19 protein-coding genes and 2 pseudogenes are annotated in these 25,484 nt (G+C 63.3%); 13 read left to right on the top strand and 8 right to left on the bottom strand.

Annotation, left to right across the window (positions count from 1 at the left end; translation table 11 throughout):
* From M3A49_RS15160 to M3A49_RS15130, 7 genes and pseudogenes are all read left to right on the top strand, one after another.
* A pseudogene (locus M3A49_RS15160) lies at positions 1–139 on the top strand (IS5/IS1182 family transposase); the annotation flags it as partial.
* Between the two features lie 206 nt (positions 140–345).
* Entirely contained in the window at positions 346–2,247 is a 1,902-nt protein-coding gene (locus tag M3A49_RS15155) for a dipeptide ABC transporter ATP-binding protein (RefSeq protein ID WP_266229358.1), read from the top strand.
* Positions 2,248–2,334: 87 nt separating this feature from the next.
* Entirely contained in the window at positions 2,335–3,879 is a 1,545-nt protein-coding gene (gene gsiB, locus M3A49_RS15150) for a glutathione ABC transporter substrate-binding protein GsiB (protein ID WP_323183154.1), read from the top strand.
* A gap of 69 nt (positions 3,880–3,948) precedes the next feature.
* Entirely contained in the window at positions 3,949–4,869 is a 921-nt protein-coding gene (gene gsiC, locus M3A49_RS15145; protein WP_254353751.1) for a glutathione ABC transporter permease GsiC, read from the top strand.
* A 7-nt stretch (positions 4,870–4,876) separates the two neighbouring features.
* Entirely contained in the window at positions 4,877–5,770 is an 894-nt protein-coding gene (gene gsiD, locus M3A49_RS15140) for a glutathione ABC transporter permease GsiD (protein ID WP_266229347.1), read from the top strand.
* Entirely contained in the window at positions 5,767–6,843 is a 1,077-nt protein-coding gene (locus tag M3A49_RS15135; RefSeq protein ID WP_266229346.1) for a P1 family peptidase, read from the top strand. Before gsiD ends, M3A49_RS15135 begins: the two co-directional genes overlap by 4 nt.
* Positions 6,840–7,673 carry a M55 family metallopeptidase gene (locus M3A49_RS15130; protein ID WP_266229345.1) on the top strand — a complete coding sequence of 278 codons (834 nt, stop codon included), beginning with the start codon at positions 6,840–6,842 and terminating at the stop codon, positions 7,671–7,673. The genes M3A49_RS15135 and M3A49_RS15130 overlap by 4 nt, the downstream gene beginning before the upstream one ends.
* Before the next feature lie 102 nt (positions 7,674–7,775).
* Here M3A49_RS15130 and glgX read toward each other — a convergent pair whose 3' ends face one another.
* From glgX to M3A49_RS15105, 5 genes and pseudogenes are all read right to left on the bottom strand, one after another.
* On the bottom strand, positions 7,776–9,953 hold the full coding sequence (gene glgX / locus M3A49_RS15125) for a glycogen debranching protein GlgX (protein ID WP_266229344.1): 2,178 nt from the start codon (positions 9,951–9,953) through the stop codon (positions 7,776–7,778).
* A gap of 228 nt (positions 9,954–10,181) precedes the next feature.
* Positions 10,182–10,414: pseudogene (locus tag M3A49_RS15120) on the bottom strand (antibiotic biosynthesis monooxygenase family protein); the annotation flags it as partial.
* A gap of 91 nt (positions 10,415–10,505) precedes the next feature.
* Positions 10,506–10,772 carry a hypothetical protein gene (locus M3A49_RS15115; RefSeq protein WP_266229343.1) on the bottom strand — a complete coding sequence of 89 codons (267 nt, stop codon included), beginning with the start codon at positions 10,770–10,772 and terminating at the stop codon, positions 10,506–10,508.
* A 191-nt stretch (positions 10,773–10,963) separates the two neighbouring features.
* Positions 10,964–11,290, bottom strand: coding sequence for a hypothetical protein (locus tag M3A49_RS15110; protein ID WP_266229342.1), 327 nt, complete (start codon positions 11,288–11,290; stop codon positions 10,964–10,966).
* A gap of 178 nt (positions 11,291–11,468) precedes the next feature.
* Positions 11,469–11,633, bottom strand: a complete 165-nt coding sequence (locus M3A49_RS15105; protein ID WP_266229341.1) for a hypothetical protein — start codon at positions 11,631–11,633, stop codon at positions 11,469–11,471.
* 808 nt (positions 11,634–12,441) lie between these two features.
* Here M3A49_RS15105 and gspG point away from each other — a divergent pair.
* Positions 12,442–12,903 carry a type II secretion system major pseudopilin GspG gene (gene gspG / locus M3A49_RS15100; RefSeq protein WP_266229340.1) on the top strand — a complete coding sequence of 154 codons (462 nt, stop codon included), beginning with the start codon at positions 12,442–12,444 and terminating at the stop codon, positions 12,901–12,903.
* A 156-nt stretch (positions 12,904–13,059) separates the two neighbouring features.
* On the opposite strand, the gene M3A49_RS15095 is transcribed toward gspG, so the two are convergent.
* Together M3A49_RS15095 and M3A49_RS15090 are read right to left on the bottom strand one after the other, a co-directional pair.
* Positions 13,060–14,964 carry a sensor domain-containing diguanylate cyclase gene (locus M3A49_RS15095; protein ID WP_266229339.1) on the bottom strand — a complete coding sequence of 635 codons (1,905 nt, stop codon included), beginning with the start codon at positions 14,962–14,964 and terminating at the stop codon, positions 13,060–13,062.
* A 509-nt stretch (positions 14,965–15,473) separates the two neighbouring features.
* Positions 15,474–16,397, bottom strand: coding sequence for a transporter (locus M3A49_RS15090; RefSeq protein WP_266229338.1), 924 nt, complete (start codon positions 16,395–16,397; stop codon positions 15,474–15,476).
* Between the two features lie 437 nt (positions 16,398–16,834).
* Between M3A49_RS15090 and M3A49_RS15085 the strand changes: the two genes are divergently transcribed.
* The 5 genes from M3A49_RS15085 to M3A49_RS15065 all read left to right on the top strand — a co-directional run bounded on the left by M3A49_RS15085 (position 16,835) and on the right by M3A49_RS15065 (position 23,908).
* Positions 16,835–18,364, top strand: coding sequence for a transglycosylase SLT domain-containing protein (locus M3A49_RS15085; RefSeq protein WP_266229356.1), 1,530 nt, complete (start codon positions 16,835–16,837; stop codon positions 18,362–18,364).
* Positions 18,365–18,640: 276 nt separating this feature from the next.
* Positions 18,641–19,321, top strand: a complete 681-nt coding sequence (locus M3A49_RS15080) for a VIT1/CCC1 transporter family protein (RefSeq protein WP_266229337.1) — start codon at positions 18,641–18,643, stop codon at positions 19,319–19,321.
* An 89-nt stretch (positions 19,322–19,410) separates the two neighbouring features.
* Positions 19,411–19,806: a potassium channel family protein gene (locus M3A49_RS15075; RefSeq protein ID WP_266229336.1), complete on the top strand. Its 396-nt coding sequence runs from the start codon at positions 19,411–19,413 to the stop codon at positions 19,804–19,806.
* Positions 19,807–19,851: 45 nt separating this feature from the next.
* The gene (locus tag M3A49_RS15070) at positions 19,852–21,516 is read left to right on the top strand and encodes a Na+/H+ antiporter (RefSeq protein WP_266229335.1); all 1,665 of its coding nucleotides are present in this window, start codon (positions 19,852–19,854) and stop codon (positions 21,514–21,516) included.
* A 280-nt stretch (positions 21,517–21,796) separates the two neighbouring features.
* Positions 21,797–23,908: a kelch repeat-containing protein gene (locus M3A49_RS15065; RefSeq protein ID WP_266229334.1), complete on the top strand. Its 2,112-nt coding sequence runs from the start codon at positions 21,797–21,799 to the stop codon at positions 23,906–23,908.
* A gap of 422 nt (positions 23,909–24,330) precedes the next feature.
* Here the strand turns inward: M3A49_RS15065 and M3A49_RS15060 are convergent, their stop codons facing one another.
* Positions 24,331–25,416: a methyl-accepting chemotaxis protein gene (locus M3A49_RS15060; RefSeq protein ID WP_266229333.1), complete on the bottom strand. Its 1,086-nt coding sequence runs from the start codon at positions 25,414–25,416 to the stop codon at positions 24,331–24,333.
* Positions 25,417–25,484 lie beyond the last annotated feature (68 nt).

Here is a 25,484-nt window from a genome sequence, read left to right as displayed (position 1 = left end):
TTTCGGCTGGGCCAAGACCGTGGGGCGCATGCGTCAGGTGATGGTGCGTGGCTTGAAGAAGGTGGACCAGATGTTCGTGTTGAACATGGCGGCATACAACCTCGTGCGCATGCGATCACTGGCACAAATCCGCTTATAAGTGGCGGAAAGCGTGGCAAGGAGGTCAGAAGTCGGCCTCAAGCCGCCGAAAGAACGTTGAATTCGCGTTGAGATTGCACAATGCGAAAGTTTGCGACTGGCGGGCGCGTACATCGAGGCGCACCGCTTCCGCCGGGGGTGTATTTCCGCAACCTGTTAAGCGGCGCATCGTTTTGCGCACCAAACGAAGGAATCCTCATCGTGCAGATGTCCTCGCACTCTCCTGATACCGCGCCGGCCAGCGAAAAGGCCGCGCTGCCGCCGAACCGCGTGATCGACGTCCGTAACCTTTCCGTGTCGTTCAGGCGCGGCGCGGGCGCGTTCGAAGCCGTGCGCAATCTGTCGTTCCACGTCGATCGGGGCGAGACGCTCGCCATCGTCGGCGAATCGGGCTCGGGCAAGTCGGTCACGTCGCTTTCGCTGATGCGGCTCGTCGAGCACGGCGGCGGCAGCATGACGGGCGGCAGCATCGACCTGCGCCGCCGCAACGGCAGCGTGCTCGATCTCACGCGTGCCAGTGCCTCGACCATGCGCTCGGTGCGCGGCGCGGACATCGCGATGATCTTTCAGGAGCCGATGACCTCGCTGAACCCGGTGTTCACGGTGGGGAACCAGATCAGCGAGGCGATCGCGCTGCATCAGTTGATGAACGCCGCGCAGGCGCGCGCCGAAACGCTGCGCCTGCTCGACCGCGTGCGCATTCCCGAGGCGCGCCGCGTGATGGACCGCTTTCCGCATCAGCTTTCGGGCGGCATGCGCCAGCGCGTGATGATTGCGATGGCGCTTTCGTGCAAGCCCGCGCTCCTGATCGCCGACGAACCGACCACGGCGCTCGACGTGACGATCCAGGCGCAGATCCTGCAGCTCATTCGCGGCCTGCAGGACGAGATGAATATGGGAGTGGTCTTCATCACGCATGACATGGGCGTGGTGGCCGAAGTGGCGGACCGCATCCTCGTGATGTATCACGGGGAAAAAGTGGAAGAGGGCGCATCCGATGCGCTGTTCGCCGCCCCTTCGCATCGCTACACGCAGGCGTTGCTCGCCGCAGTGCCGAAACTTGGCGCGATGCAGGGCACCGACCTGCCGGAGAAGTTCCCGCTGCTTTCGGTGAGCGAAGCGGCGCGCCCGGCTGCCCCGTCAACGCTCCCGGCGAGCGCGCCGAAAACGCACGCGGCGCCGGTCCTGCGCGTGCGCGACCTCGTTACGCGCTTCCCCGTGCACAGCGGTCTGTTCGGCAAGGTCACGGGCCGCGTGCATGCGGTGGAAAAAGTCAGCTTCGATCTTCACGCCGGCGAAACGCTCGCGCTGGTGGGCGAGTCCGGTTGCGGAAAATCGACCACGGGCCGCTCGCTGCTACGGCTCGTCGAGAGCCAGAGCGGCACGATCGAATTCGGCGGCCACAATATCAGCACGCTCACCGGCCCCGCACTGCGGACGTTGCGCCGCGATATCCAGTTCATTTTCCAGGACCCGTTCGCCTCGCTCAACCCGCGCCTCACGGTGGGCTTCTCGATCATGGAGCCGCTGCTCGTGCACGGCATCGCGAAGGGGGCGAAGGCGCAGGCGCGCGTGGAATGGCTGCTCGATCGCGTGGGCCTGCCGAAGTCGGCGGCGGGCCGCTATCCACACGAATTCTCGGGCGGCCAGCGTCAGCGCATTGCCATTGCGCGCGCGCTGTCGATGAACCCGAAAGTCGTGATCGCCGACGAATCGGTGTCGGCGCTCGACGTTTCCGTGCAGGCGCAGATCGTCAACCTGATGCTCGACCTGCAGCAGGAGCTTGGTGTGGCGTATCTCTTCATCTCGCACGATATGGCCGTGGTGGAACGCGTGAGCCATCGCGTCGCGGTGATGTACCTGGGGCAGATCGTCGAGATCGGCCCGCGCCGCGCCGTGTTCGAGAATCCGCAGCACGCCTATACGAAGAAGCTCATGGGCGCGGTGCCGATCGCCGATCCGGCGCGCCGCCACGCGAAGCGCGTGCTCGCCGCCGACGAACTGCCGAGCCCGATTCGCGCAACCGGCGACGAGCCGCAGGTCCTGCCGCTCGTGGCGGTCGGCCCGGGTCACTTCGTGGCGAAGCATCGGGTGGGCGGCGCTTACTGAACACGCCGTCACGCCACGCAGTCGTTCGCTGTTTAGCTGGATCGTTTTGCTGAGTCGTCAAGATTCATTGTTATGGATACCTGATTGATGAAAGAAGTCAAAACATGGATGAAGGGCAGCGCGCTCGCACTCGCGCTGATCGCGGGCGCGAGCGCGGCACAGGCCGCCGGACAGCGCGCCGTGATGGCCGTCGATTCGACCTTCTCGACGCTCGACCCATACGACGCCAACGACACGCTCTCGCAGGCGGTTTCGAAGTCGTTCTATCAGGGCCTGTTCGGTTTCGACAAGGACCTCAAGCTCACCAACGTGCTCGCCACGAGCTATGAAGTGAGCGGCGACGGCCTCGTCTATACCTTCAGGCTGCGCGAGGGCGTGGAGTTCCAGGACGGCACCGACTTCAACGCGGCGGCCGTGAAGGCGAACTTCGACCGCGTGACGGACCCGGCGAACCACCTGAAGCGCTACAACATGTTCCGCCGCATCGCGAAGACCGAAGTGGTCGATCCGTACACGGTGAAGGTCACGCTGAACGCGCCGTTCTCGGCGTTCGTGAACGTGCTCGCGCACCCTTCGGCGGTGATGATCTCGCCGGCGGCCATGAAGAAGTGGGGCAAGGACATCGGCCTGCATCCGGTGGGCACGGGCCCGTTCGCTTTCGTGAAGTGGGACCCGGCTGGCGACCTCGTCGTCCACAAGTTCGCCGGCTACTGGAAGAAGGGCTACCCGAAGATCGATGAGATCGACTGGAAGCCGGTGGCCGACAACAACACGTGCGCGGCGCTCATGCGCACTGGCGAAGCGGACTTCGCCTTCCGCATTCCGTTCGAGCAGGCGAGCGCGTTCCAGTCGAACCCGAAGGTGGATTTGATCGCCACGTCCTCGATCATCCAGCGCTACATCAGCCTGAACACCGCGAAGAAGCCGTTCGACAACCCGCTCGTGCGCCAGGCGCTGAACTACGCGATCAACAAGGACGCGCTGGCCAAGGTGGCGTTCGGGGGCTATGCGCTGCCTTCGGACGGCGTGCTGCCGCAAGGTGTGGACTACTCGGTCAAGCTCGGCCCCTGGCCTTACGATCCGGCCAGGGCGCGAGAACTGCTCAAGCAGGCCGGTTACCCGAACGGCTTCGAAACGACGCTGTGGTCGGCGTATAACAACTCGACCGCGCAAAAGGCCATTCAGTTCGTGCAGCAGCAGCTCGCGCAGGTGGGCGTGAAGGCGAACGTCGAAGCGCTCGAAACGGGCACTGCGGTCGCGCGCGTGGAAAGCGCGCAGGACCCGGCGACGGCGGGCGTGCGCATGTATTACATCGGCTGGTCGTCGTCCACGGGCGAGGCCGATTGGGGCATCTCGCCGCTGCTCGCTTCGGCATCGTGGCCGCCCAAGCTCATGAATACGGCGTACTACAAGAACCCGGCGGTCGATGAGGACCTCGCGAAGGCGCTCGAAACGACGGACCGCGCGCAAAAGACGGCGCTCTACGCCGACGCGCAAAAGCGCATCTGGGCCGACGCCCCGTGGGTGTTCCTCGTCAAGGAGAAGGTCGTGTACGCCCGCAGCAAGCGCCTGGCCGGCGCGTATGTGGCGCCGGACGGCTCGTTCAACTTCGACGAGATCTCGATTCGCTAATGCGTTGCGCGCCGCGCCGGAACGGTTGGTTCCGGTGCGGCGCGCACGCCCCGATGCAGTAACGCGCTCATGCTGAATTTCATTGTCAAACGCTCGGTGGGTCTGCTGCCGACGCTCCTGATCGTCGCGGTCCTGGTGTTCCTGTTCGTGCACCTGCTGCCGGGCGACCCGGCGCGCCTCGCGGCCGGTCCCGAAGCGGACGACGCGACGGTCGCGCTCGTGCGCGCCGACCTCGGCCTCGACCAGTCGCTGCCGCAGCAGTTCCTCCACTTCTTCGTGCGCGTCGCTCACGGTGACTTTGGCGTTTCGATGCGCAGCAAGCGCCCGGTCGTCACCGAAATTAGCGAGCGTTTCATGCCCACGCTGCTGCTCACGCTCACCAGCATGGTCTGGGCCGTGGTGTTCGGCATGGCGATCGGCATCGTCTCGGCCGTGTGGCGCAATCGCTGGCCCGATCGCATCGGCATGGCGCTCGCGGTGTCGGGCATTTCGTTTCCGGCTTTCGCGCTCGGCATGGCGCTCATGGAGCTGTTCTCGGTGCGCCTGGGCTGGCTGCCCGTGGTGAGCGACGGTTCGTGGCGCAGCTACGTGCTGCCGTCGATCACACTCGGTGCGGCGGTGGCTGCGGTGATGGCGCGCTTCACGCGGGCCTCCTTCGTCGAGGTACTCAACGAGGACTTCGTGCGCACGGCGCGCGCGAAGGGCGTGGCCGAACAATGGGTGGTGATCAAGCATTGCCTGCGCAACGCGATGATTCCCGTCGTGACGATGATGGGGCTGCAGTTCGGCTTCTTGCTGGGCGGCTCGATCGTCGTGGAAGTGGTGTTCAACTGGCCGGGCCTCGGGCGACTGCTCATCGATTCGGTTTCGATGCGCGATTACCCCGTGATTCAGGCCGAAGTGCTGTTGTTCTCGCTCGAGTTCATCGTCATCAATCTGATCGTGGACGTGCTGTACGCGGTCATCAATCCGACCATTCGATTCAGGTGAGCCCGCCATGAGCACGACCCTAAACGTTGATGTACGCGCAGAGGACGAAGCGATCCGCACGCCATGGCGCGAATTCTGGCGCAAGTTCCGCAAGCAGCATGTCGCGCTCGGCGCGGGCGCATTCGTGCTGCTGCTGGTGGTGATCGCGGTGTTCGCGCCGCATCTCGTGCCTTACGACCCGGAAAATTACTTCGACTACGACTCGCTCAACGCCGGTCCGTCGGCTGCCCACTGGTTCGGCGTGGACGCGCTGGGCCGCGATATTTTCAGCCGCATTCTCGCGGGCACGCGCATATCGCTCGCGGCGGGCTTTCTTTCCGTGGCGCTGGGCGCCGTGGTCGGCACGTTCTTCGGCTTGCTCGCGGGTTACTACGAAGGCTGGTGGGACCGCATCACCATGCGGGTGGCCGACGTGCTGTTCGCATTCCCAGGCATTCTGCTTGCCATCGGTGTGGTGGCGATCCTCGGCAACGGCATGATCAACGTGGTCTGTGCGGTGGCAGTGTTCAGCATCCCGGCGTTCGCGCGGCTCGTGCGCGGCAACACGCTCATGCTCAAGCACCTCACCTATGTCGAGGCCGCACGCAGCATTGGCGCGTCGGACTGGACGATCATCATGCGCCATATTCTGCCGGGCACCGTGTCGTCCGTGATCGTGTATCTGACCATGCGTATCGGCACGTCGATCATCACGGCGGCGAGCCTGTCGTTCATCGGCCTTGGCGCGCAGCCGCCCACGCCGGAGTGGGGCGCCATGCTCAACGAGGCGCGCGCCGATATGGTGACGGCGCCGCATATCGCGCTGTTCCCGAGCCTCGCCATCTTCCTCACCGTGCTCGCGTTCAATCTGCTGGGCGACGGCTTGCGCGACGCGCTCGACCCGAAGCTGGATCGCGCATGAGCATCGATCGTGGAGATACCGCGCCGCATGTCGGCACACTGGCGAGCGGGGTGACGGGAACGATTGCCGACGTAGCCGGCGTGCGCGTCGGACATTGCACGCTCGACGCGGGCGAGGTGCAAACCGGCGTGACCGTGCTGTTGCCGCATGCGGGCGACCTCTTTCGCGAGAAGGTGCCGGCGAGCGTCTGCGTGATCAACGGATTCGGCAAGAGCATTGGGCTCATGCAGCTCGAAGAGTTGGGCGTGCTCGAAACGCCGGTCGCGCTGAGCAACACGTTTGCGGTGGGCACACTCGCGCAAGCGCAGATTCGCGCGGCGGTCGCGGGGAATCCGCAAATCGGGCGCGGCCTGCCGACCGTCAATCCGCTCGTGTTCGAGTGCAACGACGGCTATCTGAACGATATTCAGGCGCTGGCTGTACATGAGGAACACTACCTCGCGGCCTGCGCCGCTGCGAACGCCGGTTTCGCGCGTGGCAGCGTAGGCGCGGGTCGCGGCATGTCGAGCTTCGACCTGAAGGGCGGCATCGGCACGGCGTCGCGCGTGGTGCAGGCGGCGCTCGCGCCGTACACCGTGGGCGCGCTCGTGCTGGCGAACTTCGGCCGCTTGCCGATGCTGACGATCGGCGGCGTGCCCGTGGGGCGCGAGCTTGCGGCGCGCGCGGCGTCCAATCGTGCGACGCAGGAGCCCGAGAAGGGCTCGATCATCATGCTGATCGCCACGGATGCGCCGCTCGACGCGCGGCAGCTTCGGCGCGTGTCAATGCGCGCGGCGGCGGGTCTCGCGCGCACGGGGTCCGTTTATGGACACGGCAGCGGCGATATCGCCATGGCGTTCAGCACCGCGTACACATTGGCGCACGACGCGCAGACCTACGCGTTGCCGCCCCTGCTCGCCGACTCGCAGCTCGATCCGCTGTTTCAGGCGAGCGCCGATTGCGCCGAGCAAGCCATTCTCGACGCCTTGTGGTGCGCGCGCACCGTGCAGGGCCGCGATGGCCACGTGCGTCTGGCGCTGCGCGAAGCGGTGCCCGATCTCGCCGAACTGCTTTCAGGCGGAGCGCAGGCGTGAAGGTCCTCATCTCGGTCGATATCGAAGGCATAGGCGGAGTCTTCAACGTTGCGCAAACGCGCGCGGGAAACGCCGAGTACGAGCAGGCCCGCCGCTGGATGACGCTCGAAGCGAACGCGGCCGTGGAGGGCGCGTTCTCGGGCGGCGCGAGCGAGGTGTGGGTCAACGACTCGCATGGCGGCTTCAACAACCTGCTGCTCGACGAGATCGATGCGCGCGCACGCGTGATACTCGGCAAGCCGCGCACGCTGGGCATGATGGCGGGGCTCGAGCACCGGCCCGCGCTCGTTTTCATGATCGGCTATCACGCCATGGCGCAAAGCCGCGGCATGCTTGCGCACACCATCAACAGTTTTGCGTTTGCGCGTGTGCTCGTCGATGGCGTGGCGACGGGCGAGGCGGGGCTGTATGGCGCGCTCGCGCAGGAATACGGCGCACGAGTGGCGCTGCTCAGCGGTGACGATGTGTTCGAAGGCGAAACGCGGCCCGCTTTTCCCGATGCGAAGTTCGTGGTGGTGAAGCGCGCCGGCGGCCACGCGAGCGGCGACCTGCTGACGCCCGCCGCGTGCCGCGAGCGGATTCGCGACGCGGCGCACGAAGCCGTCGGGCAGGTGGCACGCGACGGCGCGTGGTGGGACCGCGCGTGTGCCGCGCCGCGCGTGCGCACGTGCGAGCTGCATACGCAGACTACTGCGCTGGCCGACCTCTTTGCGCAGTGGCCCGGTGTCGAGCGCGCGGCGGGCTGCTTGATCCGGTTCGTGGCGCCAACCGCCGAGTCCCTCGTGCGCACGCTCAATAGCTTGTCGGCGATGTCTGCGGTGCTGCGATGAGGCGGCGGTCATTCGCCGCATTGTGCAACTAACTGTCAGCCCCGCCACACGTCGCACAACGGATAGGCGGCTTCGCCGCCAATCCGCAAAAAAGCCTGCCGATTACCCGGTGAGATCTTCCTCCAGGCGGTCGAACACCCGTCGCGTCGCGCCACGCGCGTGCAGCGCGAACAGCAGTAGCGAGCGGCCGGTCACCTGGTAGATATCGCCCGCTTCGAATTCGGGCAGCTCGTCGCGCACGGGCATGTTCGTGTCGATGAGGCAGTTCCACTGATCGTTGCCCGGCACGGAAGGCAGCGTGAAATCCACCACGTCGTGATAGGCGTTGAGCACGATGAGCATGGTCGCATCCGAAGCGAGGCGCATGATGCCGCTCGTTTGCGATCGTCCATCGATCAGCATGCCGAAACAACGCATGGCCGAATCGTCCCACTGCTCCCGAGCGATCGGTACGGCTGCGGGCGAGAGCCATTCGACGTCGGTGACGTCAAGCGCGGCGTTGTGCTCGCCGATGAGAAACCGGTTGCGTCGCAGCACCGGCAGCGCATGGCGCAGCGCGGTGAGCTTGCGCACGAAGTCGGCGAGCGCGCGGCCCGTGTCGTCAATGCCCTCCCAGTCTACCCAGCTCACCTCGTTGTCCTGGCAGTACGCATTGTTGTTGCCGCGCTGCGTGCGGCCGAATTCGTCGCCCGCGAGCAGCATCGGCGTGCCCTGCGAGAGCAGCAGGGTGGCGAGGAAGTTGCGCTTCTGGCGCTCGCGCAGCGCGCGGATTTCGGGGTCGTCGCTCGGGCCTTCCGCCCCGCAGTTCCACGAGAGATTGTCGCCGTGGCCGTCGCGGTTCTCTTCGCCGTTGGCTTCGTTGTGACGCTCGTTGTACGAAACGAGATCGTTCAGCGTGAAGCCGTCGTGCGCGGTGACGAAGTTCACGCTTGAACATGGCCGCCGCCCGCGCCGGTTGAAGCTGTCGCCGGAGGCGCACAGGCGCGTGGCGAGTTCGGGCGCCTTGCCTTCGTCGCCTTTCCACCAGGCGCGCGTGGTGTCGCGAAAGCGGTCGTTCCATTCCATCCAGCCGGGCGGGAAACCGCCCACCTGGTAGCCGCCCGGCCCGCAGTCCCACGGCTCGGCAATCAGCTTCACGCTCGCGAGAATCGGATCCTGGCGGCAGCTGTCGAGAAAGCCGCCGCCTTCGTCGAAGCCGTAGGGCTCGCGCCCGAGGATCGTCGCGAGGTCGAAGCGAAAACCGTCCACGCCCATTTCCAGCACCCAGTAGCGCAGGCTGTCCGTGACCATCTGCAGTACGCGCGGGTGCGAGAGATTGAGCGTATTGCCGGTGCCGGTGTCGTTGATGTAATAGCGCCTGTCTTCGGGTAGCCGGTAGTACGAAGCATTGTCGATGCCGCGAAACGAGAGCGTCGGGCCGAGTTCGCTGCCTTCGGCCGTGTGGTTGTAAACCACGTCGAGTATGACTTCGAGACCCGCCTGGTGGAGGCGGTCCACCATGTTCTTGAACTCGTCGATCGAGCCGTGCGCGCCCACCGAGTAGCGCGGGTCCGGCGCGAAGAAGCCGATGGTGTTGTAGCCCCAGTAGTTCGTGAGACCGCGTTCGAGCAGATGCGAGTCGTTCACGAAGGTATGAATGGGCAGTAGCTCCACGGATGTCACGCCAAGCCCGCGCATATATTCGAGCACCGGCGTTTGTGCGAGCCCGGCGAAGGTGCCGCGCTCTTCGGGCGGCACCTCGGGATGGCGGATCGTGTAGCCGCGCACGTGCGTTTCGTAGATGATCGTGCGCTCGCGCGGCACACGCTCGCGCATCGGGTGGTGCCATGTGAAGCCCTGATCGACCACGCGGCAGCGCGGCACATAGCGCGCACTGTCTCGCGTGTCGAACGAAAGATCGCCATCGCGGCTTCCGATCGTGTAGCCGAACACGGCGGGATGCCAGCGCATCGCGCCCACGTGCGCCTTCGCATAGGGATCGAGCAGCAGCTTGTGCGGATTGAAGCGATGGCCCGCTTGCGGCTCGTACGGCCCATGCACGCGATACCCATAGATGGCGCCCGGTTCGAGTTCGGGCAGATAGACATGCCACACTTCGTCGGTGTATTCGGGCAACTCGATGCGTTCGAGTTCGCGCAGGCCGCTCTTGTCGAAAAGACACAACTCGACCTTCGTAGCGTTCGCGGAGAAGAGCGAGAAGTTCACACCGCGGCCGTTCCAGGTGGCGCCGAGGGGGAACGGTTGTCCTTCTACGATGCGGGTAGCGGTTTTTTTCTTCATGGGCTCGTCGGTTGGGGACGCGATGGCGCGCGCCTCCAACACCGTTGCGCGCGAGGGCGGGGGCTTGTATCAAGCAAGGTTTGGGCCTAGGACGCGCGGCGCAGCGGGAAGACGAGAGGAGGGGGCCGGATGCACGGGGCACTGCGGCGGTGCGTGCTGCGAGCGTGTAGCTTTGGCGCAGCGCGTGCACAGATTTACCGATTTTCTTTACGACTCCGCGTGCACCGCCTATTTCACGGTTTGCACGACTTCGAGCCTTCGAACTCGGGGTCGCTCAGATAGACCGGACGGTTTGCGCCGCCCGTATTGCCCGCGTTTCGATGCGCCGCGCGAAAGGCGTCGGAGCGCGTCCGGTCTTCGAAGTGCGCGTGGCTCGCCCAGATCGTGTGGCTCGCGTAGAGCACGTGGTCTTCGCGCTGCGGGCCTTTGAGCAGATGAAATTCGATAAAGCCGGGCACTTGCCCGCGTCGCTGTACACGTTCGCGTCAGTAAAACGCTCACCACACGCGATGCAGTGGATGCGATAAATGTCCTGACGCGACATGGCGGGCCTCACCCGCTGACTGGATCGGCGTACGCGTCGTCGTCCCACATGCAGGCGCCACGCATCGATCCCTCGTACACCACCTGCCCGTCCACGAGGCGGGTCACGCAGGGCGTCTGGCCGCATACCTCGCACTGCCGACCGTAGTCGGGCATCCACGCGTCGACCACGATGCTCGTGGGGTACGCATCGGGTACCGCGATGCGCTCGCGGGCCTTCCTGCCACGCGCGGACATCGTGGACCTCGCGAGTCGTGAGCGCTTTGGGCATGGCATGTGATGCCCGATTGTCCCGCTTCGCGCGATCGAGCAGGTAGCCATTGGACGGCTTGAGCGTGATCGTGGCCTGCGGGTACTCGCCGAGCGGCTCCAGATGCACCACGCGACCGAAGAGGCGCTCGCAGTGCGTGACCACGTGCGCGTTCAGATTGAAGCGCTGCGCGATCACGCGCAACGCGTACGGCCATTCATCCGGGCGCCGTGCGTCGTGCATGTCCTGCAGCGCGACGAGCAGGTTGTGATGCGCGAGCAGGAATTGAAGGCTTCGCGAGGCGCTCGATCAGAGAGTTGGCAGTTGCGAGGAAGGGCAACGCTCTCTGATAGCTCAGGACAGCCACCATCGCGTCATCTTTCGCGCCCTTCACCACGCGCAAATAGTCATCGGCGTGCTTCTTCGGCGGCAACTGCATCGCCGCGGCAAGTTGGTCACTGCGCGACTGCCCATGCGTGCCGAGGCTCAACGCGCGCCGCTGGAGGTCCGCATACTGCTCGCGCAGTTCGGTTTCACTGAGCATCGGGTGTATCCGCAGGTTCCATATTCATGGGCAGCATTTTACGACAGCACTTTGAAGCCGCTTGGCCGCCGCGCGGCGGCGCTGTCCTGCGCGCTATCGCGCGAGTGCGCTGACAGGTGCACAGCGGCCGATAGCGTGAAGTCCCGAAAGGCTATATTGATCGAATCTGTCGCCTGCGCTAGCGGGTGGCGATCCGTGCGTACCAGAGGAGGCTGCTATGGACGAATCCTGGCTGGCAATGACTGTGGGTGTAATCGTGCTGGCAATCGCCGCGGCCGGCGTTGTTGCCCACTATCGACGTGAACGGCGTCGAGCGGATCTTCTGCGCAATCTCGATCACCACGAGTGGTTTCGCTGGACGCGTTCGCGGTCTCTGTGCAGACTATCTGAAGCCATCGTAAAGGATGCTCGAGGGGCGAGCCAGACGAAAGAGCGGCCGGCCGCGTCTGGGCATCGGAGCCCCAGACTTCACCAGTCGACCCTGTAGCGCCTTTCGTTGAGGAGATGTATCGCCTTCTGCGTGACCCAGATCCCGGGCTGGGCGGTAGCGGCCGTGCCTCATGGCCACTCGATCGCAACGACATGAAGAAGGCCGCCGCTTCCACAGGAATGCGGCGGGCATGAGTTCCGGGAGCCTTTGCGATAGCTTCCGGCGGCGAGCGCGTCGGTACGCGCCCGAAGAAGAAGCTAGCAAGCGGCTCCGGTATTGTCCATAGGACCATCGTCCGATTCGCAGTCATGCGTCAGCGTCTGCAGCACTAGCATGTGCGGTGGTCGCGCTGCTGGCGAGTTGTGAGCCTTTACCGATGCCAGCAGACGGGGCCGCGCACGAGGCCCGCTTTGAGTGCGGAGTCGAAGTTCGAGTGTCATTGCGAAGGGACGAGGCAATGACGGGAGTTGGCCGCACAGCGCCCCATGACTGAACGCGACGATCATCCCGGATCGAGATTCAACCTTTTTCGGTGATCGACGACACGGCATCGATCAGAGCGCAGGATCGTTCGTCATCCATTGTCTGGCGCGCTCCGCAGACTACATTTACGTTACACCTCTACCACGACAAAACTTAGAATGAGTGGCCGGGCTTAATTGACCGCTATCTGGCCACGACGAAGCACACGCGTTTCTTCCCGAACAATAGGCAACAAGTTATGAAAATGAGGACAGGTCGCCGCGCGGATATCGGGGGTCTGCGCAGCCGTGATCAGCAAGGGTTTGCGTTTAAAAGAACTATCGCCGTTGTTGCGATGCTCGGCCTGCTCGCTGCACTAGTCGCCTTGAAGATGCGTGGCCCGGAAGGGGTGAAACGTGTCGCTGCGAAACAGGAAATCGGCGCGATCATGCAGGCGCTGACGCTATACCACCGCGACAATGGCCGCTATCCAACCCAGGAGCAAGGCCTGCGGGCGTTGATGGAGAAACCGGCTACTAGTCCAGTGCCAATCTTCTGGAAGGACGGCGGCTATCTCCGGCGTCTGCCGTACGATCCATGGGGCAACGCGTATTCGTATCTCAATCCAGGCGTGCATGGCGAGATCGACGTATTCAGCTACGGCGCTGACGCGAAGCAAGGCGGTGAGGGCGACGACGCCGACATAGGCTCGTGGGAATAGCCTACTCCCTTTCACTGCGTACCCGGCACTTACCGCGGACCGCATTGCGCCGTTCACCACCGCGCAAACGTCTGTCATGAGGCGCACAGCAGACGTCGAGGGAGGCGTCGCCGAACACGCTATTCTTCAACCTCCCGTCGTAGCACTGTCAGCGGGTCACGTGCTCTCTCTGTCTGTCCTTGATGCCTGACTTTCACAACCCGATGGTGCCTGTAATGTCGTTTCCTTGGAGTCAGGGGCGGCCGGCATCGCAATGTGGACACGATTGCGCCCCGCGCTCTTAGCCGCATATAGCGCGGCGTCGGCACGCTCGTGTGCTGCCACGATGTCATCTTCGCCCTCGTGGTATGACGCAATGCCAATGCTTATGGTCTGCGAAATGGTCTGTCCTGTCTCCAGGGCGATCGGCGTGTTCTGGATGGAGGTGCGAATACGTTCGGCGACGGTCTGGGCCTGCTCCAGTGTTGTGTCGGGCAGGATGGCGGTGAATTCTTCGCCGCCCAGGCGGGCGGCCAGATCCTCCGTGCGCAGCGCTCCTTCAAGCACGCGTGCCACGACTGCCAGCACGCGATCTCCGGCTGCATGACCGTACGTGTCATTGACAAGCTTGAAGTAGTCCAGATCCAGTGCCAGCAGCGATAGCGGCCGGTGCTGTCCGCGAGCATGCGCAACCGCCTGCGCGGCAGCCCTCGCGAAACTGCGGCGGTTCGGCAGTCCAGTGAGCGAGTCCACTTCGGCTTCGGAGCGTAGCTTCGTGAGCTGCTGGTATTGATGACTGACGTCGACGAGTGTGACGAGCAGTGCGCCGGATTCTTCGGCTTGCACGCCGAGGGGGAGCCGGGTGCTGTGCAGCAGCATATGCCGGGGGCCGTCGCGCGTGAGCATCGCGACCGCCTCGTCTTGACGGACCGACTGCGTGTCCGTCCATGCTGTGGGGTCCACGAACAGCCGGGCAAACGGTTGCCCCGCGCCAGCGACCGCACCGAATACAGCCAGCATAGATTCATTGGCGACAAGAACTTTACCTTCGCCGGGTTGTACCACAACAACCGGCGTGGGCATGTTCTTCACAATGGTCGAAATCAGGCTGGCAAACTGTTGCACCTGATCGAACAGGTGACGCTCACGGCGCACGAGCAGGATCGCGCTCGCCAGCATGACCAGGACTGTGGCCGAGCCAGCGAGGTTGATATACAAGCTTTGTCGTACACTCGCGCGGTATACATCGACCGAAAGGCCGACATCAAGTGTCCAGTAGCTTGCTGTGGGTCCGAGCGGAATCCTGCGTGTGGCCACCAAGTGTTGCGTACCGTCCGGAGGAAAGAGCAGATACCGGGTCGTCGGCGTGGGGCCAGTCGTCGCCGTGCCGTCGATCAGCTTCTGTCCTGGCGCCACCGCGAGGGCGGCCGGGTAGCGCGCGATGACGTGGTCCGCACTGTCGCGCAACAGGACGGAAGTGCCCGCGGGCAAATTCATGGCTTCGAGCGGGCGCTGTTCGACATTGACCACCTGGACGATGACCGCGTCGAGTTCACCTGCCCGGTTATGATGTCCCTTTGCGAAAATGACGACTGCCTCTTGTGCCCAGGTCGCAAGGTCTGTGACGAGGTCAGACGGATCATTCCGCACACGGGAAAGCACTGATTCAAGGCCAGGCACCTGGTTGCCGACACTCGCACTCGATCCGGCAAGTAGCCGGCCGTCAGGCGCGAAGACAGCAATGAGCACTTCACCGAGCGCCGGACGCATGATCATTGCCAGTTGCGTCAGCTCGACATCGGCGAGCGCCTGGCTATCCAGCATGTTCTCGATCTGTGCCGTCGACACATTTATGCGCTGCAAACGGTCCTCGATGCGTGCCGTGATAAGCGAGGCCTGGCCGTTCAGCCGCTGTGCTGCAAGGGTATCTGCGGCTCGGAAGTCGTGCCACGACTGCCATGAGTTAATCAGGATATTCAGAGTGACAAGCAGGGCGAGTGCGAGCAGCGCCCGTCGCAGCCACGATTTGCGCGCAATGTAATCGAGCGACCAACGAACGGCAGTGGTGAGTGAGCGCGCCATGATGTCTGACTTCCGGTGCGGGCTTGTCTATCATCGTAGGCGATCGACGGCGCCACCGCATTTCAGGACGGCATCAGCTCCTGGACACGTTCCCAATTCTTGCCCGTCAGTTCGTTCCAATATGGCTGTCCGGATGCGGCTGACTACTGCTCGACACGTTCGCGGTAGCTGACCAGATATAGCGGTCCTTTAACCTACAGCGCAATCGGTGGCGGTGACCTGCTGGTATCGGCCATACATCTTGCCGGAGTCGTCTATCTCTTCTGGAAACTTCGCAAAGCCAGACTTGGCGATTCAGGGTTGCAAACGCTTCTTCAATCCATGTCACCGTCATATGAGGACGTCCGGCTATGCTTCTGCGCAATTTGAGGCCTCAGCGCGATGAACGGTTGGTGCCGAGCTCGGGCTGCCAAACGCGAATATTTTCTTTTGTCGTTTGGACATTCCAGGCGGCTGATTGATGGGAGCAGTGCTTTGAGGTGACCCTCATGAGGCGCCAATGACCCAACTCAATGATCGAACCAGCGGTACTGGATCGCGACGGAGACGATCTGATAGTTGCCGCCCGCGCGCACGACAAAGCCTCGAGAGTAGGAAAGCTTGGCAGACCAGCCGCGACCTAGCGGCGCGGCAAGCGTGACGCCGCCGCGCGCGTTAGCCTGGCGGCCGCTGCTCGATCCGCCATTGACTTCAGTGGCGCCACCGAGCGCATAGCCGAGATCGGCGGCGAGCCAGAGCCCCGGCCGAAAGCTGTATCCGCCATGGAGTTGGGCGATCGCGAGTGGAGCCTGGCTTTTTTCCCGTCCTTTGAAAAAGTTCGTGTTGTTCGTGAACATCCAGACACCGGCCGAGGCCTCGAAGAACCAGTTTCCCCATGGCTGTGATATCCCGAACTCTGGCTTGAACGCCCAACGGTTGTTGCCGACGTTGACGAGGCGTGAGGGGACGTACTGGCCTGTGGGCGCCTGAATCGTCACGCTCGCGCCGAGCGAGGTAACGGGCGGTGCACGGGAAAACGCTTCAGGTGAAAGCGCGGGGTTGCCGATCAGATTCAGCGCGAAGCGAAACTGCACGTCACCGAGGCCTGCGCGATGCACCTCGGTCGGTGCACCAATGACGAGCCCGTTCAGGTTGCCGCTCACGAATGGCACGGCAACGCCGATCGACGCCGTGCGGTCTGCCAGCGCGAACGTGCGCACGTAGCCGAGCACGAGGTTGTTCAGTTGTGTGCTCACACCCGTGATGGGGAGGGACGGGTCGGTGAGCACGTCGCCGCTTACGTGGGCGTAACCCAGGAGGAGAAAGTTGGTGCCGATCGGCGAGGGAGAATAGGTGCGCGGCTCCAGTTCCTGGGCGCGCGGTGCGTTTGCCAGCCACGACAGCACAGCAGCGCAGTAACAGAGACGCAACCCGAGAGCGGTTCGCCTGCTCATGGCGGTTCAATCCCGTTTGCCGGCAGGAGGGGGCGAATGCGATGCGGCTGCATACGCCTCGCGAGTTCGGAACCCAGGATAGCAGCGACGTCCCCGCCGGTGAATAGGACGATGGTCTGATTGTCGTGGGGGGCGGCGCGTGAACGGACTCGTCTGACCTGACGGGTGGAGCAATGACTGCCCTCGACCTGCCGTCCCCGGAGATCGCCGTGTAGGACCATAGGCCGATTTTCACAAGCCACCATAGTGGCAGTATCAGGATGTGCTGGTGCAGTGAGACCGTCGCCAGCGCGCAGAAGGTTAAGCGGGATTCATGACCGCACCGGATTCACGTTGCGGAGTCTCAGCCCGAAAGACGAGCATGGCGTGGCGATTGGTACACACACGGTCACTACCGGGGTTCGTTCCAGCCTCCGGTTTCGGAGCGGGTCTTAATGATGCGCGTCATACATGTGTTGATGTACGTTGCGGCGTTCTGCGCAGGCATGTTCGCGGGTGTGGCGACGTGCTGCGCCGCGCAAGGTGCGGCGTCGCAGCCTGCCGCTTCCGCGTCTACCCCGGCAGCCGCTACTGCCCCCGCGTCGGCTACCGGGGCGCGCCGTATCGATCTCGGCAACCAACCATGGAAGGGTGACTTCGACGCAATGCTCGACCGGCGTGTGATCCGCGTACTCGTTCCCTATAGTCGGACACTCTATTTTAACGACCAGGGTCACGAGCGCGGACTGACTGCCGGGCTCATGCGGGACTTTGAGCGTTATGTGAACAGGAAATACAAATCGACGCTTGGCAAGCGCCCGCTCACCCTGGTCATCATCCCGACAACGCGCGACCAGTTGATCCCGGGGCTGATCGCCGGCCGGGGCGACATCGCGGCCGGCAATCTGACGGTGACCGAGGCGCGTCTCAAACAGGTCGACTTCGTGGCGCCGCGCGACCGAACGCCGGTCCGCGAAGTCGTTATTACCGGGCCGAAGTCGCCGTCTCTCGCGAAGCTTGACGATCTCAGCGGAAAGACGGTCCATGTACGCGCCAGCAGCAGTTACTACGAGAGCCTGAACACGCTGAATGCGCGCTTTCGCAAGGAAGGCAAGGCTCCGGTAAAGCTTGCGCTGCTCCCCGATGCGCTTGAGGACGAGGACGCAATGGAGATGCTCAATGTTGGGCTCATCCAGATCCTCGTGGTGGATGACTGGAAAGCGAAGATATGGGCGCAGATACTGCCTGGGATCGCTGTGCACGACGATATGGCGGTGCGCGACGCCGGCTATATCGGATGGGCGATCCGTTTGCAGAGCCCCAGGCTGAAGGATGCGATCAACGACTTCTACGTCAATTACGTGAAGAAGCAGAGCGTCGCCGAGGTCCGTCTCCAGCAGGAAATGAAACGCATCAAGCAGATTTCCAACAATACGGAGACGGAGGACATGAAGCGGTTCAGGCAGACCGTCAGATTATTTGAAAAATACGGCGCGCAGTACCGCTTTGATCCGCTTTTGCTTGCGGCCCAGGGATATCAGGAGTCCCAGCTAAATCAGGACGCACGCAGTCACGTCGGGGCGATTGGAATCATGCAGCTCATGCCGGCCACCGGGAAGGAACTTGCAGTAGGCGACATCCGGGTGACGGAGGCGAATATCCATGCAGGAGCAAAGTATCTCGATTCCCTGATGGTCCGTTACTTTCCAGATGCTCAATTTTCGGAGAGGGATCGCTCGCTCTTCGCATTCGCAAGCTACAACGCGGGACCTGCAAAGATCGCGAGGATGCGCAAGGAAGCGGCGGCACGCGGTCTGGATCCCAACAAGTGGTTCAACAATGTCGAGATCGTGGTTGCCGAGAAGATTGGCACCGAGCCGACGACCTATGTACGTAATGTTTTCAAATATTACGTCGCCTACCGGCTGGTGCAGGAAGCCGAGGCGGCGCGCTCTCGCGCGATTGGACAGATGCGCAAGAAAGGATGATCGGCAAGCGGAGCGAGCGATGGATTCGGCCTGCGTAGTCCACTGAAGCTGCAGGGTGTTACTCCGGTGGACCATTTGTGCATGGCCTGCAAGCGAACACCCAATCCGGCCTGTGATGGACGGTCCGGCTGGCCTCAGGCCTCTTGCGCTGGTCTCTCTGTTCCCGGTGTATCAAACAAGGATATCGAACTGTCGTCTCTTTCATATACTGCTCGTACCAGCACTCCATGTTGGCAGCTATCGCAACGTCTCGTTGTCTACCATGATCGAGGCCATATGAGCACTATCATGCCGGCCGGACACGCCGAACCCGAACGACGCGCACCGATTCTCAATACCGTCGACCGTGTCTGTGAAATATGTTTTGGTCTGTTCATGGCCCTGACGTTCGTCGGCGCCGTCAAGGCGGTCACCGCAGGCGAAGATGAAGGGTACAAGATGTTCTTCGCGGCACTCGGATGCAATCTCGCGTGGGGCCTGGCGGACGCCGTGATGTATCTCGTACGTACGCTCGCTGATCGAGGGCAGCGCCTGAAACTCGCGCAGACCGTCAAGCGCGAACAGGACCAGGCTGTCGCCGTACGGGTGTTGCGCGATGCATTGCCTGAGAAGCTGGCGCCGCTCGTCGAAGATGCCGACCTCGAGCGGATCCGCGCGCGCCTCGCGGCGGCATTGACGCTGCCACCTCGGGCGAATTTTGTGAGTGGTGACTTCGTCGGCGCGCTGGGTATCTTTCTGCTAGTTGTTCTGGGAACCTTCCCGGTCGCGGTGCCGTTTCTCGTCTTCAGGGATGTGACAACGGCACTCGTCGCCTCGCGCGTGCTCACACTCGTGATGCTTTTCGTCGCCGGCTTTGCGCTGGGGCGCTACACCGGTGCAGGGGCAATGAAGGCAGGTATCGCAATGATTGCGCTTGGCATTCTACTTACGATGGCGATCATCAAGCTGGGCGGCTAACCGACCCTTCTACACCCGGCCGGCCCGCTTTCCAGGCGCGAGTGGATTCCCGGCAGGGCGACCCAAAATATTGTGGGAGGTTTAGCGTCATGAAGGACGCCGACAATTCCGCGCACGCTACGCTGAAGCCTCACCAGGTCGTGGCCGAATTTTCCAGGGCACTTTGGCAGCTACGTGGCCCGATCGCATTTCTGTTTGTGCTTTACCTCCTGCTTTCTGTCGTCATGTATAACTTCGGCGGCCAGGTCGACTCTGCAAGCGGATTGCCATGCTCCTTTGGGGAAGCGCTCTACCTTTGCGCGATGAGGGCGATCACGATCGGTCAAAGCGACATCGTGCCCACCACAAGCGTTGGCCATATTGTCTCAGTGTCGCTCGGGGTGCTGGGCATACTGCTCGTAAGTACTGTTGCTGCCGCAGCGGTTCGCGGTGTCGGTGAGGCGATACAAAACGCAGGCACATCGCTAGGTCAGTTGTCGCGCTGAGCAAATAGTAAGACCCGGTTCGAATTCTCACGGTTGACGGCCCTGATGGAAATCGTCTTCACCGTTTTGATCCTGCTGCTCGCGGTCGCCGTATCGGGCGTCGTCGTGCGGCTTCTGCGTGGCCTGTTGCCGTTGCCGCTCGTCCAGATCGCAATCGGTGCAGTGCTTGCGTGGCCAAAGTTCGGTCTGTACGTCACCTTCGACCCCCAACTGTTTCTGCTACTCTTCATCCCGCCGTTACTCTTCGCGGACGGATGGCGCACTCCGAAACGCGAGTTCTTCATGCGGCGCCGTTCGATCCTGCTGCTCGCATTCGGTCTCGTGTTCATGACGGTGCTCGTGGTCGGCTACTTCGTGCATGCGCTCGTGCCCACCGTTTCGCTTCCCATCGCGTTTGCGCTCGCAGCGGTGCTGTCGCCGACAGACGCCGTAGCGCTGGCGGGCATTGCCGGCAAGAATCGCATTCCAGCGCAGCTGATGCATATTCTCGAGGGCGAAGCGCTGATGAATGACGCCTCGGGTCTCGTTGCGCTCAAGTTCGCGATTGCGGCCGCGCTGACCGGCATGTTCTCGCTGCGGGAGGCTTCTATCAGCTTCGTGATCATCGCCGCAGGCGGCCTTGCGATGGGCGCCGCGGTGAGCTGGCTGTTCAGCTTCGTGATACGGCGGTTGCGCAGCGTGACGCACGAAGGCGATCCAGCGCCCGGCGTTGTCTTGACGTTGCTGATTCCGTTCGCCGCCTACCTGTTCGCCGAACATTTCCATTGTTCCGGCATTCTCGCGGCGGTTGCTGCCGGCATGATGATGAATTACGTGACTGTCACCAGCGCCGGTTCGGTATCGGCACGCGTGAGGGCGAACAGTACGTGGGCAATGGTCGAATTCGTCTTCAACGGAATGGTGTTTATCCTGCTGGGATTGCAGTTCCCGCACATCATCGGCCGTGCGCTCCTTGACGCTCACGAGACGGGTAACGGTGACGTGTGGCGGCTGATCGGCTACGTCGCAGCGGTCACGCTCGCGCTCTATGCGATGCGCTTCGTGTGGGTCTGGCTGCTGCGGTGGTTTGCAAGCCTCGGAGCGGCCCGGCACGGCGTGAGCAACGCCGTGCCGGGGCTACGTACCGTGGCGATCATGACGGTCGCTGGGGTGCGTGGTGCGCTGACGCTCGCAGGCGTATTGTCGATACCCGTTGCGTTATCCAGCGGAGAGCCGTTGCCGGGGCGTGACCTGGTGATCTTTATCGCTTCAGGGGTGATCCTGACGTCGTTGCTTGTTGCCGTCTTCGCACTGCCGCAGTTGCTATATGGGACGCGCCACGGGCACGATGCCCATGCAGATGAGGAAGTCCACGCGCGCAAGGTCGCTGCGCAAGCCGCAATCCGCGCCGTCGACGACCTTCATCGAACCGTCACCGGGGATAATGGCGAGTCCGCAACCGCCTTCGCTGCGGATGCGGCTGCACGCGTGATGGATCTATACCGCCGGCGACTCGCCAGGTTCACCCACGACAGGAATTCCGCTGACGAAGTGCGCAGGGTGGAAGCGCTGGAAATTCAGTTCAGCCTTGCGGCAATGCGCGCAGAGCGCGCTGCGCTGCTGGCGCTGCGCAACGCCAACGAGATCAATGACGAGACGTTGAGCAAGCTGATGCGGGAGGTAGACTATTCGGAAACGGCGCTGACCACCCGTGAACAGGCTGCTAACTGACGGATCACGACGGTCAGCTTTCGAGCGCACTTCGGTCGGCGGGAAACACACGACGACGGTCGCTTCATGGCCGACCAGCGTCCCACGGCCGAGCGTGACGATCGTCCGGGCCGCGCGTTTCATGCAAAAGGCATGACCCGACCCGACCCACAACAGACCTACAGCATCGTGAGATATCCGTCCGCTTTGCAAACCCTTTCCACCATTGGCCGGTTTCAGGATTAAGAAGTCCGGCGAGTCTCCGTCGCATAGTTATGCGCTCCGATAATTGGAGCGGCTCTTGAACCAATCCGATGGCTCATTTCGCTTTCCGACCTATGGCGAAATCAAGACCGGTGTGCGGCCTACGGCAAATCGGCATCAGCGATGCGGAGTGCGGGAACGCGATAAGCGCTGGCATCGCATCCGACTGATATTTACGGCTGGACAATCTATCCTGAAAAGAAAATGGGCGGAGGGCATGGTCATGCGGATAGAGCGTCGTCTGACAGGCCTGCTGCTGCTGGCCATGCTGGTGGCCGCGTGCCATGGCGGTGGCGACAACAGCGTCGGACCGGCGCAGCCTGCGGGGCTGGCCGAACATGACGGCTCGGTGGTGTACCCGGTGGGTACCGAAATAATTCCCGAAATGCCCAGCGAGAGTGGTGGGGCAATCGCGCAATTCGACGTGTCACCTGCGCTGCCCACGGGGCTGAACCTGAATCCACAGACCGGCGTGATTACCGGAACGCCCACCGCTGTCAGCAATGCCACGGAATATACGATCACGGGCACCAACGGGACGGGCAGCACGACCACCCGGCTGCAGGTTGAGGTCAAGGCTACCGCCATCGCGCCGGAAAACCTGGGCTACCTGGATAGTTCGGTCATCTATGTGACCAATGCACCGATCACGCCCAACACGCCGATCACCACGGGCGGTGAAATCACGCAGTACAGCGTGTCGCCGGCGCTGCCCGCGGGCCTTACGCTAGACCCGCAGACCGGGATCATTTCCGGCACGCCGACGGCAGTAACCGCGCCAGCGGTCTACATCGTCACCGGCAGCAACAGCGTGGACAGCATCCAGGCCCAGCTCAGTATCGAGGTGCAGGCGCAGGTCGTGCCGCCGGCAGGGCTCACGTATGTGGACCCGGTGCCGGTGTATATCATCGGCCGGCCTATCGTGATCAACGAGCCCCAGTATTCCGGTGGCGAAATTACCCAGTTCACCGTGTCACCAACGCTGCCTGCCGGGTTGAGCATCGATGCGTTGACCGGGGCGATCAGCGGCACACCGACCGCGGTGCAGGCGCCGACGACCTTCACCGTTACCGGCAGTAACAGCGCGGGCAGCGTCACAGCGCACATCGTCATTGATGTGGACAACGCCACGATCGGCGCGTGGCTCCCAGCCGATGCCATGAACCAGGGGCGATACCTGCACACCGCCACGCTGTTAGCCGACGGTACGGTGCTCGCCGTGGGGGGGTACAACAAAGGCCGGCTGGCCTCGGCCGAACTGTACGCTCCGGCTGCGGATACCTGGTCGCCGACCGGCAGCCTGAATCAGGCGCGTGACAGCCAAACCGCCACGCTGCTGACCAACGGCATGGTGCTCGCGGCGGGGGGCGAGAACACGACCGGTGCCCCGCTGTCCTCGGCCGAACTGTACGATCCGGTCGCACGGACCTGGTCGCCCACTGGCGGCCTGAATCAGGCGCGTGACATCCAAACCGCCACGCTGCTGACCAACGGCACGGTGCTCGTGGCAGGCGGTCAGGGCGCGACCAACGCCGCGCTGTCCACAGCTGAACTGTACGATCCGGCCACGCGGACCTGGTCGCCGACCGGCAGCATGAGTGAGGCGCGTTACTACCATACTGCCACACTGCTGCCCGACGGCCGGGTGCTGGTGGCGGGGGGCGTCGGCAGCGCAAGCTTTGGCAGCGCAAGCCGGCTTGCCTCGGCTGAACTGTATGATCCGGCCACGCGGACCTGGTCGCCGACCGGCAGCATGAGTCAGGGGCGCAGCATCTTCGCCGCCACGCTGCTGCCCGACGGCAAGGTACTGGTATCAGGGGGATACGGTGGAACCGCCGCGCTGTCCTCCGCCGAACTGTTTGATCCATCCACGGGTACCTGGTCGCCGACCGGCAGCCTGAATCAACCGCGTTACTACCATACCGTCACGCTCCTGCCTGACGGCCGCGTGCTCGCCGCGGGCGGGATCAACCTGAGCAACCTGGCTTCCGACGAACTGTACGACGAGGCCACGGGTTCCTGGTCGCCGACTGGCAGTCTGATCCAGCCGCGCAGCCGGCATACGGCCACACTGCTGCCCGACGGCCGGGTACTCGCCGTGGGAGGACTCGGCCCTGGCTACCTGTCGTCAGCCGAGCTGTTCCATTGACACGAAGATCCGGAATCCGAATGGCTCCTGAAGCCAGATCTGCAGACGTTCGATGCTGCACGTCGGGCGTCCCTTCATGGCCGAACTGAGCCGGACGCGAACTGACACCGTCTGTCCAATCAAGTCCAAATTTTTACACCTCTCATACTTGGTACTGGTGGGGCAACACCAGGCGGCGCACAAAGCTGCGGTATGTCCTAATCAGGCTTGCGCGTGCCTCGTCGCCCGGTTGCGCAACGTATGCCGCAAGCAGCGCGTCCAACTTGTCCACGAACGCCTCGTAAGCGGGTGATCGGGTTTTGCCCAATATGCATGGAAAATCCGAAGTCCGGTGTGGAATCCGACGCACCAAGGAGGTAGGGCAGTGGGCGCTGTGCGCCCGATTCGATACCGGGGCTGCGCGGGCTTCAGTCTGGCGTTCTTCAGGCAGCGGCGGTCCTGAAGGGGATCACGTTGTCCGCGCCTTCGATCTCGCTCATTGTGCTCACCACGTCCTGCACGACATCGCTCCCGCGCGACGCCACGTTGGCCGCCGTTTGCGCGAGCGTGCTGCCCTGGCGGGCGTTGTCGGTGTTCTGCTTTACCGCCGACGTCAGCTCGTTCATGCTCGCGGCCGTTTCCTGGAGCGACGCGGCCTGTTCCTCGGTGCGCGCCGAGAGGTCGATCATGCCCGCTGCGATCTGGCGCGTGGCCACCGAAACCGATTCGCTGCCCGAGCGCACCGCGCCCGTGACTGAACCCAGTTCCTTGCGGGTCTTTTCGATCTTTTCCAGCAGCGGGCCCATTTCGTCGCGGCGCTGCGCGCGCACGGCCCGGCTCAGATTGCCCGAGGAGATTTCATCGAGGCGCTTGAGCGCGTAATTGAGCGGCTCCATGATCGCGCGGCGCAGCATCACCCAGCCGAGGCCCGCGCCGAGCAGGCCGAGCGCGACCATGGCGGCGCTCACGCCCGAGAACAGATGGAAATTTGCTTCGGCCTCCTCATAACGCATCTTCGCGTTGTGGTAGAGGTGCTTCTTGACCTCGTTGTTCGCGGCGCTCATGGCGCTGTAGAGGTCGGAGAGCTGCGTCATCGCGATGTTGTCGGCGCTGGCCTTGTCGCCCGATTCGAGCGCCTTCGTGAAGTCCGATACCGCGTTGCGCATGGCGGTGCGCCGCTCGGTGGTCGCCGCGATGAGCGGCAACTCGTCGCTCTCGTGCGGCATCTGCGTGAACTTCGTCCACCACTCGTCGGAATTCTTGAAGAAGCCGACGGCGCGCTGCAGCTGGTCGGGCACCGAGGGCGCGTCGGGATGCAGTGCCACGCGGTCGAGCACGAGGCGTGTGCGCGCGATATAGATTTCCGCGTTGTCGATGGCCGTGGATTCGGCGAGCTTGTTGCGATAGGTGTCGCGGTTGGCGCTATTGGCCTTTTCGGTGCTGATGAAGCCGAGAACGCCGGAAACCGTGAGCAGGAGGGCGAGAAGCGCGAACGTGAGGGCGATGCGCGCTCGAATGGTGAGTGTCATGCGTCTGTACCGTTTTGACCAGGGGCAACGCAAGCGGGGCGGCCCATCTCTGCGGGCTGCCGCCGACG

It is taken from the genome of Paraburkholderia sp. CNPSo 3076 (genome assembly GCF_026343935.1).
GTDB lineage: Bacteria > Pseudomonadota > Gammaproteobacteria > Burkholderiales > Burkholderiaceae > Paraburkholderia > Paraburkholderia nodosa.
Note: the sequence above shows the minus strand (reverse complement) of the source record. Positions and strands in the feature narration are given on the sequence as shown.